Below are 17,657 nucleotides of genomic sequence, written 5' to 3' on the forward strand. Positions count from 1 at the left end.
GCACGAGGCATGTCGTCATCGACATGCTCTGAAGGGCATCCCCCTATCCATCCGCCCGCCGGCGCCGCCGCGCCAGCGCCAGCGCGGCCAGCCACCACGACGCAGCCGGCCCTGATGTACAGCTACAGCCGTCCTCGCTCTGCTCGCCGCCGGTCGCCGGCGGGGCGATGAACGCGGCGCCGTCGCCCGAGGTCCCCGAGGTCCCCGAGGCCTCCCCGGTCGCGCCGGTGGTCGGCGCCTCGTCGCCGCCGGTGGTCGGGCTCTCACCTGTCTCCGGGGACATGCAGCCGTCGCTCACCAGCCCGCAGCTCGCGTCGCAGCTCAGCGCCCCGGGCCCGAGGCCGAGGCCTTCGCACGTCTGGCCGCCGAGGTCGCCGCCGTCGCAGGCCTCGCCGCCGCTGCGCAGCCCGTCGCCGCAGAACTCGCACCGCGCGGGCATCGGCGCCTCGCACGGGCGGATGTGGTGGTGACACAGCACCTCGTTGAGCTCGAGATAAGCGGCCTCGCCGTGGTTGCAGGCGACGTAGGTGGCGACGTCGTCGGCGAACCCGCGGTAGGTGCCGCTGCTGACCTGGGCCGCGTAGAGCAGCGCGCCGCCGATCGCGTCCGCGGCCGGCGCGGCGGCCAGGGCCGGCAGCGGCGTGCACTCGTAAGGCGGCGCGGTCGCGCAGCGCTCGCCGTGCAGCAGCTCCCAGAAGGCCTGAAACCAGCTGTCGATGCCGTAGCCGACCTCGCGGTCGCACAGGCCGGTGCCCTCCTCGAAGTCGATGTCGATCTGCGACGGCAGGTCGCAGCGGTCCGGGTAGTTGCCGTCGCTGTCGGGGCAGGCCGGGTCGTCGTCGGCGACGAAGCGCGAGAACTCGGCGCCGCCGGGCCGACAGGCCGCGCTGTGCGGGTTCCGGTTCTCGCCGAGGCTGAGCCGGGTGAGCGTCGCGCACGAGTCGGCCTGGCCGGCCGCCGGGTAGAGCGAGCGGTAGAACCACAGCGCCATCAGGCTGGCGTAGGTCTCCGACAGCGGCAGGGCGTCGTCGGTGGTGCCGGGGTGGCAGTCGAGCCCGCACGCCATGCACACGAACGGCTCGAACATCAGGCCGGGGGCCGCGAACAGATCGACGAAGTGGCCGAACTCGTGCGGCAGCACCGACGGCGAGAAGTTCGCGCCGGCGAGGTACATCGCGCCGACGATCTCGTGCGGCCCGGCGCCGAGGGGGTGCTGCAGCGCCTCCGGCGGATCGTCGGTGGCGCCGGCCCAGGCCGACGACACGCACCAGCTGGCCTCGGCCCCGCACAGCGAGGCCGCGGGATCGGCCGCCACCACCAGCCGCGGCGCGAATTGCCCCGCGGGCGTGACGCTGTCCAGCCCGAGCGTCGGCAGGGCGCTGTCCCACCGCCCGTGCATCACCGCGTCGGTATGTGCATAGTAGCTGCGCAGCAAATAATAGGAGTTCTGCAGGCCGTACTCGCGGGAGTCGGGGTAGGCGTCGAACTCGCCGCCGAGCTCGCCGTAGATCGGGCTCGCCAGCGCCTCCGCGCGCGTGGCGGCGCCGGCGGCGTCGATTAGCACGACCTGCTCGTCGGCCAGCCGCACGCTGCCGTCGGCCAGCGAACCCGTGGTCGGCAGCCGCACCGTCTGAATCGGCGCGGTGAAGATGTCGCCGTCCAGATCTTCGGCCCGCACCTCGAACGCCAGCGCGTCGCCGAGGCCGGCGGCGGACGGCTCGGTGAACGCCAGCAGCGGCAAGATCTCCGCCCGCGGGTCGGCGGCGACGACCACGTCGGCGACCCGCGCCGCGCCGTGGAACACCGCCGCCGCCCATGCGAGCGCGCGCGCCCGCGGGAACGCGACCAGCCGCAATCGGACGGGCCGCAGCGCCTCCGCGGCGAGCCCCGTGCGCGCGGCCGCGTGGCTCCGCACGCTGGCGGCGGCGACCTCGCGACCGGCCGGCGCGGCGACGAAGGCGTAGTCCTCGCGGCCGTCGACCACCGCGCCGCGGAGCCCGATCACCCCGGTGCGGTCGGCGATCAGCGTCAGCGTCGCGTCGGCGCCGAACACCGGCCATTCGCGGTAGCGCTGCGGCAATCGCAAGAGGCGCAGCGCCCCGGCCTCGACGCGGTCGATCGGCCCCGAAGGCAGGACGAGGTCGCGCGCGCGCAGGTCCGGCGCCAGCCCGAGGTCGTGCGGGTGGTCGACGATGAACCGCAGCAGCTGCAGCCGCACCAGCCAGTCGGGGGCGTCCGGCGCGAGCGCGAACAGCCGGGCGCCGAACGCCGCGAGGCCGTAGGTGTCGCCGCCGTCGTGGCAGTAGCGGGCGAAATCGCAGGCCGCGGCCGCGCAGGGCAGGTCGCAGGCCGGCCCCGTCACGCCCGGCGGGCAGCTCGGAGCGGCCTGACGGCAATCGGGGCGCTGCGCGGCGGGCGACGACAGCACGAGCAGCCACGCCAGCAGCATCGCCGGCAGCGTTTCACACGCGGACCGCGAGCGTCAACGGAGGCGAGCGCGCCGGCCGGCCCTCGCCGCAGCGGGCCCCGAAAGCGAACAAGGCCCCGAATCGGGGCCTTGCGTGAGAGAGCGGGAGACGGGGATCGAACCCGCGACATTCAGCTTGGGAAGCTGACACTCTACCAACTGAGTTACTCCCGCGGGGGCGGTATGTCTACCAGGGTGCGCGCCGGGCCGCAAGTCCGGTGCGCATCCGCCACGCCTCCCTGCCGGCGAGCGACCTGGGCGGCGCCCCCCGGGGCCCGACGCCCTCCGCGCCGCGCTTTTCTTGCCGGACGCGCCGGCCCGCGGTAAGTGCGCGGAGGATGCTTTCGAAGGCGGACATCCGAGCGCAGCACGCAGCCAGGCGACGGGAACGCGGTCCCGAGGACGCGGCGAGCCGCTCGGCCGAGCTGTGCGCGCACGTGCTGGCGGAGCCCCGCTGGCGCGCGGCGACCTCGGTGGCCGCGTTCGTCGGCGTCAAGGGCGAGCCCGACACCCGCCCGCTGCTGATCGCCGCGCTGGCGGCCGGGAAACAGCTGTGGCTGCCGCGCATGGGCGGCCCGCGCCGACAGAACCTCGAATTCGTGGCCGTCGCCGACCTCGTGACGCTCGCCCCGGCCCCGTTCGGCCTGCTCGAGCCGCAGGGCGGCACCGGCGTCGCCCTGGCCGAGACCGACGTCGACCTGGTGCTGATGCCCGGCCTGGCGTTCACCCGCACCGGCGTCCGCCTCGGCTACGGCAAGGGCCACTACGACGGCGCGATGGCCCCGCTGCGCGACCACCCGCGCCCGGTCCGCATGGGCCTGTGCTTCAGCGACGAGCTCGTCGAGGCGCTGCCCGAGGAGCCGCACGACGTCGGCGTCCACGCGCTGGCGACCGACCTCGGGCTGATCGACTGCACCTGCCTGCAGTGACATGCCCACAGGGGCATGTTCGAAAGGGCATGCCTTTTCGCGCATGGGCCTGCGAGCATGTCCGGCCGGACATGTTCCGTCGCGGCGCGAGCAACAGCGCGCCGGCGACCCCGTCGGTGCGGGAGCCTTCGGCGCGTGAGGCGTCGCGGCACCGGCGGGCGCCGGCCCCGGCCGCCGGGCGGCTCAATCGACGCGCTGGATCACGTGGAAGCCGAAGTCGGTCTCGACCACCGCGCTGACCTCGCCGGGCTTCAGCGCGAACGCGGCGGCCTCGAACGCCGGCGCGAACATCCCGCGGCCGACCGCGCCGAGGTCGCCGCCGCGCTCGGCCGAGCTGTCCTCGCTGCGCTTCTTCGCCAGCGCCTCGAAGTCGGCCCCGGTCTTGCTGGCCTCGGCGTGGAGCTCCGTCGCCAGCTTCTGCGCCTCCTCCTTGCTGCGCTTGATCTTGGCCTCGGCGTTCTTGGCCCCGGCGTAGCGGACCAGGATGTGCCGCGTGTGCACCTTCTCGACCTTGCAGCGCTGCGCGACCACGAAGCCGTGCGGGTGCTCGACCACCGCCGAGGTCTCGCCGATGCCGAGGGCGAACACGACGTCCTTCAGCGGCGCGTACTTCTCGGGCCACTTGTCCTTCGCGTAGGTGCCCATCGCCCCGCCCTTGGCCTTCGTCTTCGGCTCGTCGGACTCGGCGGCGAGCTCGGCAAAGGCTGTCCCCGAGGACAGCTTGCTGCGCAGCTCCTCGGCGCGCGCCTGGGCCGCGGCCTTGTCGCGCGTGACCGTCGGCTCGGCCCCCTCGGCCCCCTGCCAGGCGACCACGACGATCTTCGCGCACGCCTCGTCGGCCTCGCCCTGGGGGTACTTCGGCGCCGGCGGAGCCTCGGCCTCGGCCCTGGCGGGCGGCGGCGCCTCGACCTTCTTGGCCGGCTCCGCGGGCGGGTCGCCGGGCTTGGCAGCGCCGCCGTCGCAGGCGGCCAGCAGGAGGACGAGGCAGGACAGGACAGCGCGCGTCATCGCGGCCAGGATACACCCCACGGGCCCGCACGTGCGAGCGGCGGCCACTCGCTCGTACCCGCGGCCGAGGCCGGTCGCCGGCGACGCTCCCGCGACCCGGATCGCGCGGGTGGTGGATATCGACAAGCGGCGGCGGTCGGCCCGGCCTGTCCGCGAGGACAGGAACGACCGGCGTGCGGCCCGCAGGGCCCCGTCTGCGGCCGCTGCGGTCGGTGTCCGCGGCCGGCCCGGGCGCTCGCGAAAATTCGCGAGTGCGCCTCGCCGACCGCGACGTCCGGGCGACGAAATCAGCAATCGACAGCCCTGCGAGCGGCCTGCACCCTGCCGGCATGGAAGATCGATCGGTCCACGTCGTCACGACCCTGTCGACCAGGCCGCAGGCGCCGGAGGCGTTCGCCGGGGCCATGCGCGAGCTCGTCCAGGCCGGCCGCGGGCTGCCCGGCAACCGCCGCTTCGAGGCCTACCAGGGCACCTCCGACCCGCGCGAGTTCGTGGTGATCGAGGTGTGGGACAGCGACGAGGCCGCGGACGCGCACCTGAGCGCGGACCACACCGAGCAGACCTTCGCCGCGATCGGCCCGCTGCTCGCGGTGCCGTCGGCGATCGTCCGCCACGTCCGCGTCGCCTGAGCGGCGAAAGGAGCGCCATGAACATCCAGGAAGTCCACAGCACCCTCGCGCAGATGGAAGACTCGATGCTCGGCGGCCTGGCCGCGATCGACGTGTTCGCCAAGACGTCGGGCATGTCGGTCGCCGGCCTGCGAACGTCGCCGCGGGCGTGCGCGCTGTTCAACATCCTGTTCGACCGGATCAGCGACACCCTCAAGAAGACCGGCCTGCCGGTGCCCGAGTACGTGCATCAGACCATGCTGCGGCTCGGCGAGGACGGCCAGGTGATGATCATCGTCGTCGACCTGTCGGACAAGTACCGCATGGGCATGGCGCTCGACTGCACCCGGGCCCAGCTCGGGATCATGGTCAGCGTGGTGCTCCCCGACGCCATCCCGCGCATGCGCGCGGCCCTCCGCTGAAATTTCTTACAGAGAGAAGAGAAAGCAGCCATGTTCAATCCGTCGATCCTCGCCGTGGTCAAGCTGTCGGTCGAGCGCGCCGGCCTCGACGCCGCGCTCACGCTCCTGCAGGAGCTCGCCGAGCGCAGCCGGTCCGAGCGCGGCTGCTCGCGCTTCGAGGTGCTGCAACAGGCGGCCGACCCGACCCAGCTCGTCACGGTCGAGCGCTGGGACGGCGACGCCTCCGCCGACGCCCACATGCGCAGCCCGCACGTGAAGGCCGCGCTGGCCCGCCTGACGCCGCTGCTGCGCGAGGCGCCGCGGTTCGCCCGCTACCGCAGCGTCGAGCGCTGAGGCTCAGGCGAGCGAGGCGACCACGGCCTCGACGACGAGGGGCGCGAGGACGGCGAGATTCGCTGCCTTCCGCGGCGCCGAGGCTCAGGCGAGCGAGGCGACCACGGCCTCGACGACGAGGGTCGCGAGGGTGCTGAGGATCTCCCGCCCCTCCTCGGCGGTGGCCTCCGCCGGCGCGCCGCAGTAGGCCCGCGGCATGCCGCACTCGAGGAAGCCGCGCTTGCCGGCGCGGATGTGCTCGGCGAGCGGCACGGTGTGCTCGGGCAGCGCGGCCGCGAGGTCCATGCGCACCAGGTCGGGGCGGATCGCCAGCACCAGGCTGGTCTCGTAGCGCCCGGCGTGGCACGAGCCGCTCTGGAACTCGGGCGTCAGCCGGGCCGCGAGCGCGCGCCGGGTGGTGTCGACGAACAGCAGCGCGTCGCCGGTCTCGGCCTGGTAGCGGCGCGCGACCTCCCGCAGCGAGGCGATGTGGTCCGGCTCGAGGTGGGCCGTGAACACCACCACGCGGTCGAAGCCCATCGCCCGCATCGCGCGACATGTCCCGAGGACCAGGCCGATCGCCGGCTCGGCGCCGATCGACGTCGAGCCGGCGAAGTCCCGGGCCCACTCGGTCACGGCGTAGTGGATCGGCGGCAGCGCGGCCGCGAAGTGCCCGCGCGCCGCCAGCTCGCCGGCGGCCAGCCCGACCACCGCCTCGCCGATCAGGCTGTCGGTCGAGAGCGGCAGGTGGGGCCCGTGCGCCTCGGTGCTGCCGACCGGCAGCAGCGCGACCTTCGGCAGCGGCAGCGCGAGCAGCCGCTCGACCTCGGGGTAGCTCAGCTCGGCGAAGCGGACGTAGAGGCCGGGTGTCTGTTCAGCCATGGCGAATCGACCAGGTGCGAGGAGACATGTCGTGACGTTCAGGTCAGCGAGGCGGCCAGCTTGCGCAGCTCGCCGCGCTTGATCTTGCCGGTCTCGGTGCGCGGCAGCGCGGCCACGAACTCGATCCGCCGCGGCGCCTTGAAGGCGGCGATGTTGGCGCGGGCGTGGGCCAGGATGTCGGCGGCCAGCGCCTCGCCGGCGGCGTGACCGGCGGCCAGCTCGACGTAGGCGACCGCGCGCTCGAGCCCGTCGGCGTCGCGGTAGCCGACCACCCCGGCCTCGTGCACCGCGGGGTGTCCCAAGAGACAGTTCTCGACCTCGACCGGCGAGACGTACACGCCCGAGCACTTGAGCATGTCGTCGCCCCGGCCGCAGAACCAGAAGTAGCCGTCGGCGTCGACGTGGAACTTGTCGGCGCCCTTGACCGAGTCGCCCCAGAAGGTCGCGCGGCTCTGGTCGCGCATGCGCCAGTAGCCCTGGCCGGCCGAGGGCCCGGTGATCACGAGGGTGCCGATCTCGCCGGGCGGGACGTCGCGGCCGTCGTCGTCGATCAGGCGGTAGGTGTAGCCCTCGACGATCTTGCCGAGGCTGCCGTCCTTGACGTCGCCCGGGCGGTTGGTGATGTAGACGTGGAACATCTCGGCCGAGCCGATGCCGTCGTAGATCTCGACCCCCGTCGACTGCTTCCACAGGCGGTACAGCCGCGACGGCAGCGCCTCGCCGGCGCTGACCAGCGAGTGCAGCGACGACAGGTCGCGCCGCCCGGCCTCGTCGAGGTGGTCGAGCATCTTGGCGATCGTCGTCGGCACCGTGACGAACTGGGTCGCGCGGTAGCGCTCGACGAGGCCGTACCACCGCTCGGGCGCGACCCGCTCGGGCACCAGCACGCAGCTGCCGCCGACGCTGAACGGGAACAGCATGTTGCTGGCCAGGGCGTAGCCGAAGAACAGCTTGGGCGCGGAAATCGTGATGTCGTCGCGCTTGATGCCGAGGGTGCGCTGGGCGTAGGCGATCGTGTTCCACACGAAGTCGTGGTGCATGTGCACGACGCACTTCGGCTTGCCGGTCGAGCCCGACGAAGACAGCCAGGTGGCGAAGTCGTCGCGGTAGGTCGGCTCGGTCCGCGCGGTGTCGGGCTGGCGGGCCAGCTCGGCGTGCCAGTCGAGGGTGTCCTTCGGGACAGGTGCGCCGCCGCGGTCGACGACGATGACGATCGGCGGGTAGGGAGCGTCGCGCCACACGGGCTCGAGCTGCGGGTAGACCTCGGCGTCGACGATCACCGCCCGCGGCCGCGCGTACTCGAGGTAGTAGGCGTAGTCGGCCGGCAAGAGCCACGTGTTGGTCGGCACCGCGACGCAGCCGGCGCGGAGGACCCCGAAGTACGCCGCCGCGAACTCGGGGGTGTCGAGCAGCAAGAGCTGCACGCGGTCCTCGATGCGCAGGCCGAGCGAGCGCAGCAAGTTGGTGACGCGGCACGACGCGGCCACCAGCTCGCGGTAGGTCACCTGGACGTCGCCGCAGTAGATCGCGGTCTTGTCGCCGAGGCCCTCGGCGACGCGGGCGTCGAGGAACCACTCGGCCATGTTGAGGCGATCGGGGACGACGATCGGAGCGGGCATGGGTCGCGGGCAAAATCCCACAATGCCCGCGCCCGCGGGCAGCGGCGGGCGGGTGCGAGGCCTCACGGTGGGCCGTGCGCCGCGCCCCCGCGCCCCCGCTCGCGCGCGAGCTGAGGTATGTTCCCCGCGCCGTGGAGGTCGTCTACCCGCGCCTGTCCTTCGACCTCGACCGCGACGCGTTCGTGGTCTGGCTGCGCTGGGTGTCGCTCGAGCGGCCGCCGTCGCCGGAGGCGCCGCCGTCGCAGGGGATCCGCGTCGAACTGCAGCTCAACCGCAACCCGGTGCTCGGCCCGACGATCGCCTACCGCCGCGAGCTCGAGCCGACCCCCCGGCTGTACCGCGTGCCGAAGAGCCGCTGCGCCGAGGTGCTGCGCGTGGCCTCGCGCCGCGGCCTGCTCGACGTCCAGCTCATCATCCACGGCTCGATCGCCAACGCGCCCTACGCCGCGCTCTACCACGTGCGCGACGACGACGCCGAGCTCACCGAGCTGCCCGGGACGCCGCTCTTGCAGGTGCAACCATCGACCCCCGGCGACCGCTGGCACGTGGCCGGACAGGCCAACCTGCGCGTCCAGCTCGAGCTGATCGAGCGCAAGCGCCTGCGCGTGCTCGCGTGAGCGCAGCGCGAGCGGTTCGCGAGCGGCTCGTGCGAGCGCCGAGTGATCTGTGCGCGGCTGGCGTCTGCGGCGAGTGATTCGCGGGCGGCTCGCGCGAGCGGCTCCCGTGAATCGCGAGCCGCTCGCGCGATCGCAGACCGACCGGCGCGAGCGGTCGCGTCGTCGCGGAGTGACTCGCGCGCGCGCAAGACCTGCCCGCAACGAGCGTGCTCCGCGACCCGACGAAAAAACGGCCGCCCGCAGGCGGCCGCGTCGGCGCGAACGCAGCGGGCTCAGCTCTGGCCGCCGCCGGTGAGCATCTCCTTGAGGCCGGGGATCTCGCCGAGCAGCGGCATCAGGACGATCTCGATGCGGCGGTTCTTGGCCTTGCCGTCCTCGGTGGTGTTGTCGGCGACCGGGTCGACGTCGCCGTAGCCGGCGGCGCCGAGGGTGCCCTGCGGCATGCCCTGGGTGACGAGGAACTGCACGACCTCGACCGCGCGGGCGGTCGACAGCTCCCAGTTGTTCTTGAACTTGGCGGTCTTGATCGGGACGTTGTCGGTGTGGCCGGCGACCAGCCACTCGCGGTCGTTGAGGCTCTTGAGCGCGCCGGCGAGGTTCGAGAGCGCGGCCTGACCCTCGGGCTTGAGGTCGGTCTTGCCGGAGTCGAACAGGATGCTGCTGGCCAGCTTGACGACGAAGCGGCCCTTGCGGACCTCGACCTGGATCGTGCCGGCGTCGATGAGCGACTTCAGCTTGGCGAACAGGTCCTTGTAGACCTGCAGCTCGGCCAGGCGCTTGGCCTTCTCGTCGCGCAGCTTCTTGAGCTCGTCGGCGGTCGCGCCGGCCTTGCGCGCGAGGTCGGCGTTCTGCTCCTCGAGCACCTTGATCTCGTTGCCGAGCCGCGCCACGTCCTTCTCGAGCTGCGCGATCTTGTCCTTCAACGAGGTGTTCTCCTCGTTCAGCTTCTTGTTCTTGCCCTGCTCGTCGCGCAGCTCGCCCTCGGTCTTCGCGAGCTTGGCCTGCGTCTCCGCGAGGGCTGCCTCGAGTTCTTTGCGTTTGCAGCCGGACAGGGCCAGCGTGGACAGGAGCATGAAGACGGCGAGCTTGCGCATGGCGCAAGGCTATCCCATGCCGGCCAAATTTTTGACGCATCTCGTACTCGCGGCGTACCCTCGGGGTCCGGGCCCGGGATCTGGGCCATAACGCAGCGAGATCACAGAGAAAATGGCCAAGCCACGAGCCAACTCTCCTTCTGCGCGAGATGCGCGAGTGCGCGAAAGTTCTTCCGGGCTGCCGCGGCCGTGGGGCGAGTTCCTCGGCGTGGTGCTGCTCGCGATCGGCGTGCTGATGCTCGGCGGACTGTTCTCATACCAGTTCGGCACCGGCACGCTGATGGGCCCGGTCGGCCGCCTGGTCGCGGGGGCCCTGTACGCCTCGCTCGGCATGGGTTCGTACCTGCTGGTGCTCGGCGTGCTCGGGCTCGGGGTCAAGGCCTTGCTCGGCGACGCGATGGAGCTGCGATCCGGCGAGGGCCTCGGGTTCTCGCTGGCGACGGTGGCCGGATGCGTGCTGCTGCACGTGATGTTCCCGAGCTACCGGATCTACGGCTTCACGGCCGGTGGCCTGGCCGGCGAGGTGCTCGGGGAGATCGGCCTCGGCATGTTCGATCGAGCAGGTACCTACCTGATCGCGGGGGCCCTGCTGTGCGTCGGCCTGTTCGCCTCGACGCCGCTGTCGACCGCGCACCTGGTCGCCGCGGTCCGCATGGTCGGCCGCGCCTTCATCGCCATCGGCCAGTACCTGTGGGGCGGGCTCGTCGGCATCGGGGAGTCGCTGCGCGGCCGCGCCGACGAGGCCGAGGAAGAGGAGGAAGAGGAGGAAGAGGTCGACGAGGAGGAAGCGGCGGAAGAGGAAGAGGCCGAGGAGGAAGAAGAAGAAGAGGAGGAGGAGGTCGAGGAGGAGCCGAAGCCGAAGCGGCGCCGCCGTAGCAAGGCGAAGGCCGCGCCCGCCGAGGACGAGGACGAGGAGCCGCCGGCCCCGACGGCGCCCGCCGCGACCGTGGCCGAGGCGCCGCGCAAGAACCGGAAGGTCGCACGCCGCCCGGAGGACATGCCGGAGATCGTGCTGACCGGCGGCCGCCCGGAGGCCGAGGCGAGCAAGGCCGAGGCGAAGGCCGAGAAGGCGAAGGCCGACAAGAGCGAGGCCGACAAGGCCGAGCCCGCCGAGGACGTCGCGCCGAAGCGCCGCCGCAAGCCGGCCAAGGTCGAGCCCGAGGTGTCGACCGACCTCGATGAAACTTCTGGACATGTCGCCGAAGACAGGGCCGAAGAGGCAGCCGTCGAGGCGCCCGCGCCGGCGCCCGCCAGGGCCGCGGCCAAGGCCGGCAAGAAGGCGCCGCCGCGGCCGCAGGAGCTGGCGGCGACGGTCGAGGTCACGACCGAGCTCGACGAGGAGGAGAGCGCCCCGCCGGCGATCGCCGCCAGGGCTCCGATCGCGCCGGCGCCGGCGCCCGCGCGCGCCCCCGAGCAGCTGCCGCTGGCGCCCGCCGCCGCGGCCGTCAAGCCGGTCGAGCGGGTGCCGTCGATCCCCGGCATCGTCCGCCTGACCTCGGGCCCGTACAACCTGCCGCCGTCGAAGCTGTTCGAGGCCGCCGACACCCCGGCGGTCGAGGTCGACAAGAACTTCGTGCTCGAGCAGGCCGAGCGCATCGAGCACGCGCTGGCGCAGTTCAAGGTCAACGGCAAGGTGACCAAGATCCACCCGGGGCCGGTGATCACGCGCTACGAGTTCAAGCCCGACCCGGGCGTCAAGCTGTCGCGCATCGAGAGCCTCGAGAACGACCTCGCCATGGCGCTCGAGGCGATCGCCATCCGCATCCTCGCGCCGATCCCCGGCAAGGCGACCGTCGGCTTCGAGGTCCCGAACGCCACCCGCGAGACCGTCTCGATCAAGGAGATCCTCGAGAGCGAGGCGTTCGAGGCCGCGCGGGCCGGCAAGCTGCCGATGGTGCTCGGCAAGAACATCACCGGCAAGCCGGTGGCGATCGACCTGGCCAAGGCGCCGCACCTTTTGGTCGCCGGCGCGACCGGCTCCGGCAAGTCGGTCGGCGTCAACGCGATGATCTGCTCGCTCCTGTTCGCGTGCACGCCCGAGGACGTGCGCATGATCATGATCGACCCGAAGATGCTCGAGCTGAGCATCTACAAGGACATCCCGCACCTGCTGTTGCCGGTCATCACCGACGCCGAGCAGGCCAGCATGGCGCTGCGCTGGGCGGTCGACGAGATGGAGCGGCGCTACGCCGTGCTGAGCGACGCGCAGGTGCGCGACATCGCCGGCTACAACAAGAAGCTGCCGCAGCTGCTCGACGAGTGGGAGGCGGAGAAGCGGGCGCTCGAGGAGGCCGCGGCCGACGCCAGCGCCGCCGCGCGCGAGGAGGGCGAGGACGCGATCCCGGCCGAGTTCCTCGGCGGCGTCGGCTTCGACGAGGACGGCCCGGTCGAGTCGATGGGCGGCCTGCCGAGCGGGGCCAAGGTCGGCGACAAGCCGGAGAAGATGCCGTACATCGTCGTCATCATCGACGAGTTCGCCGACCTGATGATGGTCGCCAGCAAGGAGGTCGAGACCAGCGTCGCGCGGATCGCCGCCAAGGCGCGCGCCTGCGGCATCCACCTGATCCTGGCGACCCAGCGGCCGAGCGTCGACGTCATCACCGGCACGATCAAGAACAACTTCCCCTCGCGCATCGCCTTCCAGGTGACGAGCGACATCGACAGCCGCACGATCCTCGACGCCAAGGGCGCCAAGCAGCTGCTCGGCATGGGCGACATGCTGCACATGGACCGCGGCGGCCAGCCGCAGCGCGTCCACGGCTGCTACGTGTCCGAGGACGAGATCCTCAAGGTCGTGGCGTTCATCCGCAAGCAGGCGCGGCCGATGTACAACCTGGCGATCACCGCCAAGCGCGACGAGGAGGAGGAGGAGGCGCCCAGCGAGCGGCGCGCCGATCCGCTCTACGACAAGGCGGTGCAGATCGTCGCCGAGACGCGCAAGGTCAGCACCAGCATGATCCAGCGCCGGCTCAACATCGGCTACAACCGGGCGGCCAAGATCGTGGAGATGATGGAGGCCGAGGGCGTGATCGGCCCGGCCCGCGGCACGGCGCCGCGCGAGGTCTTCGTCCAGGCCGCGTGAGGCGGCGAGATCTCCGCCGTCCGGGCTCGCGCGGCCGGAAGTGTGCTAGGACTCTCGCGGCGTGGCCCTGCGCGGCCGCGAGCGCGGCGACGGCGCGGCGGTGAATCGCCCCCAACCTCCGCCCGTCTCCTTGGCCACGGGGCGCCCGCCCCAGGAGCTCAAACCATGGAAGCCTTCACGATCTGCGCGCTCTCTCTCGGCCTCTTCTGCAGCGATGTTGCTCTCGCCGACGCGATCGACGCTCCGCTGCTGCCCCTGAGCGTGACCCAGGGGGCCGCCGCGCGAGCGGCCGCTGCGCCGGTTGCGGCGCCCGACGTCAAGCCCTCCGCCTCGGCCGTGCTCGCCTCGGTCCAGGCGTTTTACGACGGCACCACCGACCTCACCTGCAAGTTCAAGCAGACCTACGTGCATCCGGTCTACGGCACGCGCACGGTCAGCAGCGGCGACCTCCGGCTGAAGAAGCCCGGCATGATGGTGTGGGACTACGAGGGCAAGGCCGACCCCGACTTCTACGTCGACGGCCAGAAGCTCTGGGTGGTCGAGCACGACACGCGGCAGGTCGTCAGCCAGAAGGTCGAGGGCAACTCGAACCTCGCCGGGGCGATGAAGTTTCTGTTCGGCGGGCAGAAGCTGATCAAGGAGTTCAAGGTGCGGATGGCGCCGGAGCAGCAGGCCAAGAGCTACGGCATGCCGGGCCACAAGGTCATCGAGCTCAAGCCGAAGGAGCAGAACCCGCATTACAAGTCGCTCCTGCTGGTGGTCGACGATCTCACGGGCCGGGTCGACTCGTTCGTGGTCCGGGCCCAGGACAACAGCACCAACCACTTCGTGCTGACCGACGTCGCCAGCAACCAGAACCTGGCGGCCAAGGACTTCAAGTACGCGGTGCCGAAGGGCTACGTCGAGACGAGGCAGTGAGCGCGGCTTCGTGTCCGCGGTGAGGGCCCGGGCCCGCGCGCGCGGCGTGCGGGCCCGCTCGCGTTTGCGGAAGCGATCGCGGCGCGCGGCGTTGGTTGCGCGGCGCGTCTCGGCTGTGTACCGTGGCGCCGACTACGACCATGCAGCGCACTTCACTGGTTACCCTGGGCTTGCTGACCGCGCTCGTCGCGACGGTCGGCTGCGGCGACGACAAAGGCACCACCGCGACCGACGGGTCGACGGGCACCGCGGGCGACACCGAGGAGCCGACCGCGGGCACGACGCCGACCGGCACCACCGACGACGCGACGGCGGGCACGACGACGACCGACGACACCGAGGGGACCACCGCGCCGACCACGACCGGCGGCGTGTGCGAAGAGGGCATGCAGATGCCGGGCGCGGGCGCCGAGGGCACGGCGTGCACGGCCAACGCCGACTGCGAGTCGGAGTCGTGCATCAAGTGGACAGACAGCCAGACCGACGCCGTCTGCGGCGCGCGGGCCGAGTGCGGCAACACCCGCTTCATCGGCACCCTGACCGACTTCGCCACCGGGGAGCCGATCGCCAACACCGAGTTGCGGGTCGTCGGCGCCCTCGCCGCGATCCAGGGGATCGAGAGCGCGGTCGACATCGTCAAGGTCACCTCGGGCGCCGACGGTCGCATCGACGCCACCTCCGAGACCCCCGTCAACACCGGCATCGGCGTGATCGGTGTGGTCGGCGGCGGCGACTACTACCTCACCGCCACCGGCCTGGCCCAGCCGTACGAGGGCTCGACGCTGTACCCGCCGCTCAACGGCATCCACGACATCTGGGGCGTGCCCACGGCCAAGCTGACCGAATGGTCAGGTTACCTCATGACCGACGCCGACCAGGCGGTCGTCGACGCCCTGCCGCTCGGCGAGAGCGGCGGCGTGGTCGGCCTCGTGCGCCAGGGCGGCGCCCCGGTCGCCGGCGCGGTGGTCGTGCCCGAGAACGACTCCTCGACCGCGGCGATCCGCTACCTCAACGAGGACGGGATGGGCTTCAACACCGACGGCACCAGCAGCAACGGCGTGTTCGTCCTGCTCAACCCGTCGATCGCCGAGAAGTTCACCGTCGAGATCGGCGGCAACGCGACCGGCCTGACGGGCACCGCCGGCAGCGCCAAGATGGCCGTCTTCGCCCTGATCTTCAACGCCCCCTGAGCCTTCCGTGAGCGCGTCCCGGGGAGGGAGCCCGGGGCGGCCCACCGCGGCCACCGCATCGGCGGTGGCCGCGTTTTATTCGCCTTAAGGGCATGTCCTGGAGGACATGCTCCCGAGAGCAGGTCCCAAAGGTCAGACCCACATGTTGGTGGTCGGGTCCCAGCGCTTGAAGGTGCCGGAGAAGTCGCGCCAGAGGTCGCGCTGGCCGGCCTTGACCTGGAACTTCTCGCGCTTGAACTTGCCGGCGAGGGCGTCGTCCATGCCCTCGTAGTCGGTCAGCGACACGTCCTCGCTCAGCATGTGGAAGGTCGCGTTGAGCTCGGCGCCGTCGACGACCACGCTGACGAAGCCGTTGCGGCTCGAGTCGGCGAAGCCGAGGTGCGGGTTGGTGGTCGTGCCGGTGAACAGGGCGTCGATCGCCGACGCCAGCATGCCGGCGCCGGGCAGGCTGCTGAGGGTCGGGTCGGCCGCGACCTGCAGGACCAGCAGCGACTGGAACGGCGTCGAGCTGATGCCGGCGCCGACCAGCTCGACGATCTTCTGCTCGGGCGCGCCGGCGACCATCGGCGTGCCGGCGTAGAAGGCGTGGATGTCGCCGGTGATGGCGACGACGTTGTCGACCGCGGCCAGCTCGCCGAGCAGCGCGTCGCGGGCCGGGCCGAAGCCGTCCCACTGGTCGACGTTCATGTAGTAGAGCTGGTTGAACGGCTCGATCGGGAACGCGGTCAGGTCGATCACCAGCGGCATCAGCGTGATCTCGGTGCCCCACACCTTCCACGTCGCCGTCGAGCCCTTCATCGTCGACAGGAACCACTCGCGCTGGGCCTGGCCCATGACGTCGACCGAGGTCGGCTGGGCGGCCGCGCGGGCGGCCGCCCAGGCGTCGAAGGCCGGCTTGACGACGAAGTAGCGGGCGCCGATCGAGCCGTTGAAGCTGCGCTTGCCGAGGCCGAGGAACGACAGGCCGCGCGGCAGCGTCGCCAGCTCGGCCTCGTCGATCGGCGGGGTCGGGTCCTCGACGCTCGCCAGGGTGCTGTTGATGAAGCCGGCGTCGATCTTGCCGGTGACGAGCGCTGGGTCGAAGCCGAGGCCGTCGGCGGCGGCCGCCAGCGCGTCCTTGTAGATGCCGCCCTGATAGGCGTCGATGTCCTCGACGTAGGGCGTGGCGAATTCGGGGATCGATCCGAGCTGCTCGACCAGCGCGGCCTCGTCGAGCACCACCGCGCCGGGGAACCCGTCCTCGGGGATCAGGTGGTCGGGGCGGTAGCTGCGGAGGTCGGTCATCACCAGGTGGAGGTGCTTGCCGAAGCGGAAGTCGCGGTAGATCGTGATGTCCTGCGGGTGCGGCTTGCTCGGGTCGTACACGAAGGCGTCGTCGCCGAAGTCGACCGGCATGTACTCGAACCACGCCTGGTTGGCGTGCTTGCGGCGGTCCTCGTCGCGCTCGTCGACGCGGCCGTCGAAGTAGGTCGCGGTGGCGCCGAAGCAGTCGTCGCTGAACTCGTGGTCGTCCCACACCGCGATCATCGGCAGGCTCTCGTGGACGCGCCGCAGCGCCGGGTCCGAGCGGTAGCCGCGGTACAGCTCGCGGTAGTTGCTGAGGCTGCTGGCGGCGAAGTACTCCGACTCGCTGCCCTCGTTGAACACGATCGCGCCCGCCGTGTCGGAGAACGCGATCCCGCGGCCGGCCGCCTGAAAGGTCGGGTCGCCGGTAGTTTCGTAGACGTAATCACCGAGGTGGACGAAGAAGTCGAGGTCCGGCTGCGCGAGCAGGCCGCGGTAGCTATTATAATAGCGACCGTTGTAATCCTGGCACGAGGCGTAGGCGAAGCGGACGGCGACGTCCGCGTCAGGAGCCGGCGCCGTGCGGGTTCGGCCGACCTGGCTGGCGTACCGACCGTCTTCGCGATTGTGAACGAATCTATAATAATAGACGGTCGCCGGTTCGAGGCCCTTGACCTTGGCCTTGGCGCAGCGGTCGAACATCACCCGGGCGGGGATGGTCGCGCTGGCGGCGTCGAGCTCGACGCGCGTCGTGAATTCGGGGTCGGTCGCCAGCTCGACGGTGAGCTCGAGATCACCGTCGCCCGCCGCCGCGTCGTCGACCCGGGTCCACAGAATGACGCTGTCGGGCCGCGGGTCGCCGGACGCCACCGATTGAGGGAAGTACGCCGCACCGTCGAGCAGCGGCTCCTCGGCGCCGGTGGTCGGCGCGGTGCTGCCGGTCGGTTCGGTGCCGTCCGTCCCCGTCGAGCCGTCGCTGTCGGTGGTTCCGTCGCCGTCGCCCTTGCAGGCGGACAGGCCGGCGGAGACGACGCTGACGAGCGTCGCGCGCAGGAATTGGCGGCGAGAGAATCGTTGAGTCATGAGTCGGTGGCTCCGGCGAGCGACTGTATCGCAGTCCGCGCAGACGCTCGCGGGTCCGCGCCCCGTGCGTTTTGCCGCGGCTCATCGAAGCGGCGCATGACGCGATGCGGCGCGCGAGCGCCAGAGAAGCGCTCACGGGAGC

The 17,657-nt window shown here is 71.7% G+C and carries 14 protein-coding genes and 1 tRNA gene; 8 read left to right on the forward strand and 7 right to left on the reverse strand.

Features of this window, described 5'->3' with window-relative positions; genetic code table 11:
* Positions 1-43: 43 nt before the first annotated feature.
* Positions 44-2,449, reverse strand: coding sequence for a hypothetical protein (locus tag NAEX_RS26445; RefSeq protein ID WP_096330259.1), 2,406 nt, complete (start codon positions 2,447-2,449; stop codon positions 44-46).
* Positions 2,450-2,568: 119 nt separating this feature from the next.
* Positions 2,569-2,641: transfer RNA gene (locus NAEX_RS26450), tRNA-Gly, on the reverse strand.
* A gap of 164 nt (positions 2,642-2,805) precedes the next feature.
* On the opposite strand from NAEX_RS26450, the gene NAEX_RS26455 reads away from it, so the two are divergent.
* A complete protein-coding gene (locus NAEX_RS26455) occupies positions 2,806-3,396 on the forward strand; it encodes a 5-formyltetrahydrofolate cyclo-ligase (protein WP_096330260.1) in 591 nt (196 codons plus the stop codon).
* A 183-nt stretch (positions 3,397-3,579) separates the two neighbouring features.
* Here the strand turns inward: NAEX_RS26455 and NAEX_RS26460 are convergent, their stop codons facing one another.
* Positions 3,580-4,404 carry a peptidylprolyl isomerase gene (locus NAEX_RS26460; protein WP_096330261.1) on the reverse strand — a complete coding sequence of 275 codons (825 nt, stop codon included), beginning with the start codon at positions 4,402-4,404 and terminating at the stop codon, positions 3,580-3,582.
* Between the two features lie 329 nt (positions 4,405-4,733).
* On the opposite strand from NAEX_RS26460, the gene NAEX_RS26465 reads away from it, so the two are divergent.
* From NAEX_RS26465 to NAEX_RS26475, 3 genes are read left to right on the forward strand one after another with little or no spacing between them, the layout of a single operon-like run.
* Complete coding sequence (locus NAEX_RS26465) at positions 4,734-5,033, forward strand: putative quinol monooxygenase (protein WP_096330262.1); 300 nt, start codon at positions 4,734-4,736, stop codon at positions 5,031-5,033.
* A 17-nt stretch (positions 5,034-5,050) separates the two neighbouring features.
* Positions 5,051-5,434 carry a hypothetical protein gene (locus tag NAEX_RS26470; RefSeq protein WP_096330263.1) on the forward strand — a complete coding sequence of 128 codons (384 nt, stop codon included), beginning with the start codon at positions 5,051-5,053 and terminating at the stop codon, positions 5,432-5,434.
* Between the two features lie 30 nt (positions 5,435-5,464).
* Positions 5,465-5,767 (forward strand): putative quinol monooxygenase, encoded by a 303-nt coding sequence (locus tag NAEX_RS26475; protein ID WP_096330264.1) that lies wholly within the window; start codon positions 5,465-5,467, stop codon positions 5,765-5,767.
* An 84-nt stretch (positions 5,768-5,851) separates the two neighbouring features.
* Here the strand turns inward: NAEX_RS26475 and NAEX_RS26480 are convergent, their stop codons facing one another.
* Together NAEX_RS26480 and NAEX_RS26485 are read right to left on the reverse strand one after the other, a co-directional pair.
* Entirely contained in the window at positions 5,852-6,628 is a 777-nt protein-coding gene (locus NAEX_RS26480; protein WP_096330265.1) for a creatininase family protein, read from the reverse strand.
* Positions 6,629-6,666: 38 nt separating this feature from the next.
* Positions 6,667-8,247, reverse strand: coding sequence for a benzoate-CoA ligase family protein (locus tag NAEX_RS26485; protein WP_096330266.1), 1,581 nt, complete (start codon positions 8,245-8,247; stop codon positions 6,667-6,669).
* A gap of 131 nt (positions 8,248-8,378) precedes the next feature.
* Between NAEX_RS26485 and NAEX_RS26490 the strand changes: the two genes are divergently transcribed.
* A complete protein-coding gene (locus NAEX_RS26490) occupies positions 8,379-8,864 on the forward strand; it encodes a hypothetical protein (RefSeq protein ID WP_096330267.1) in 486 nt (161 codons plus the stop codon).
* Positions 8,865-9,136: 272 nt separating this feature from the next.
* On the opposite strand, the gene NAEX_RS26495 is transcribed toward NAEX_RS26490, so the two are convergent.
* On the reverse strand, positions 9,137-9,958 hold the full coding sequence (locus NAEX_RS26495) for an OmpA family protein (protein ID WP_096330268.1): 822 nt from the start codon (positions 9,956-9,958) through the stop codon (positions 9,137-9,139).
* 157 nt (positions 9,959-10,115) lie between these two features.
* Here NAEX_RS26495 and NAEX_RS26500 point away from each other — a divergent pair, with 157 nt between their 5' ends.
* The 3 genes from NAEX_RS26500 (at position 10,116) to NAEX_RS26510 (ending at position 15,148) form a co-directional block, all read left to right on the forward strand.
* Positions 10,116-13,040 carry an FtsK/SpoIIIE family DNA translocase gene (locus tag NAEX_RS26500; RefSeq protein WP_170136023.1) on the forward strand — a complete coding sequence of 975 codons (2,925 nt, stop codon included), beginning with the start codon at positions 10,116-10,118 and terminating at the stop codon, positions 13,038-13,040.
* A gap of 165 nt (positions 13,041-13,205) precedes the next feature.
* Entirely contained in the window at positions 13,206-13,958 is a 753-nt protein-coding gene (locus NAEX_RS26505) for a LolA family protein (protein WP_096330270.1), read from the forward strand.
* A gap of 170 nt (positions 13,959-14,128) precedes the next feature.
* On the forward strand, positions 14,129-15,148 hold the full coding sequence (locus NAEX_RS26510) for a hypothetical protein (RefSeq protein ID WP_096330271.1): 1,020 nt from the start codon (positions 14,129-14,131) through the stop codon (positions 15,146-15,148).
* A 132-nt stretch (positions 15,149-15,280) separates the two neighbouring features.
* Here NAEX_RS26510 and NAEX_RS26515 read toward each other — a convergent pair whose 3' ends face one another.
* A complete protein-coding gene (locus tag NAEX_RS26515; protein ID WP_096330272.1) occupies positions 15,281-17,515 on the reverse strand; it encodes an alkaline phosphatase D family protein in 2,235 nt (744 codons plus the stop codon).
* Positions 17,516-17,657: the final 142 nt, after the last annotated feature.

The sequence above is a fragment of the Nannocystis exedens genome, from assembly GCF_002343915.1.
In the GTDB taxonomy this organism is placed as follows: domain Bacteria; phylum Myxococcota_A; class Polyangia; order Nannocystales; family Nannocystaceae; genus Nannocystis; species Nannocystis exedens.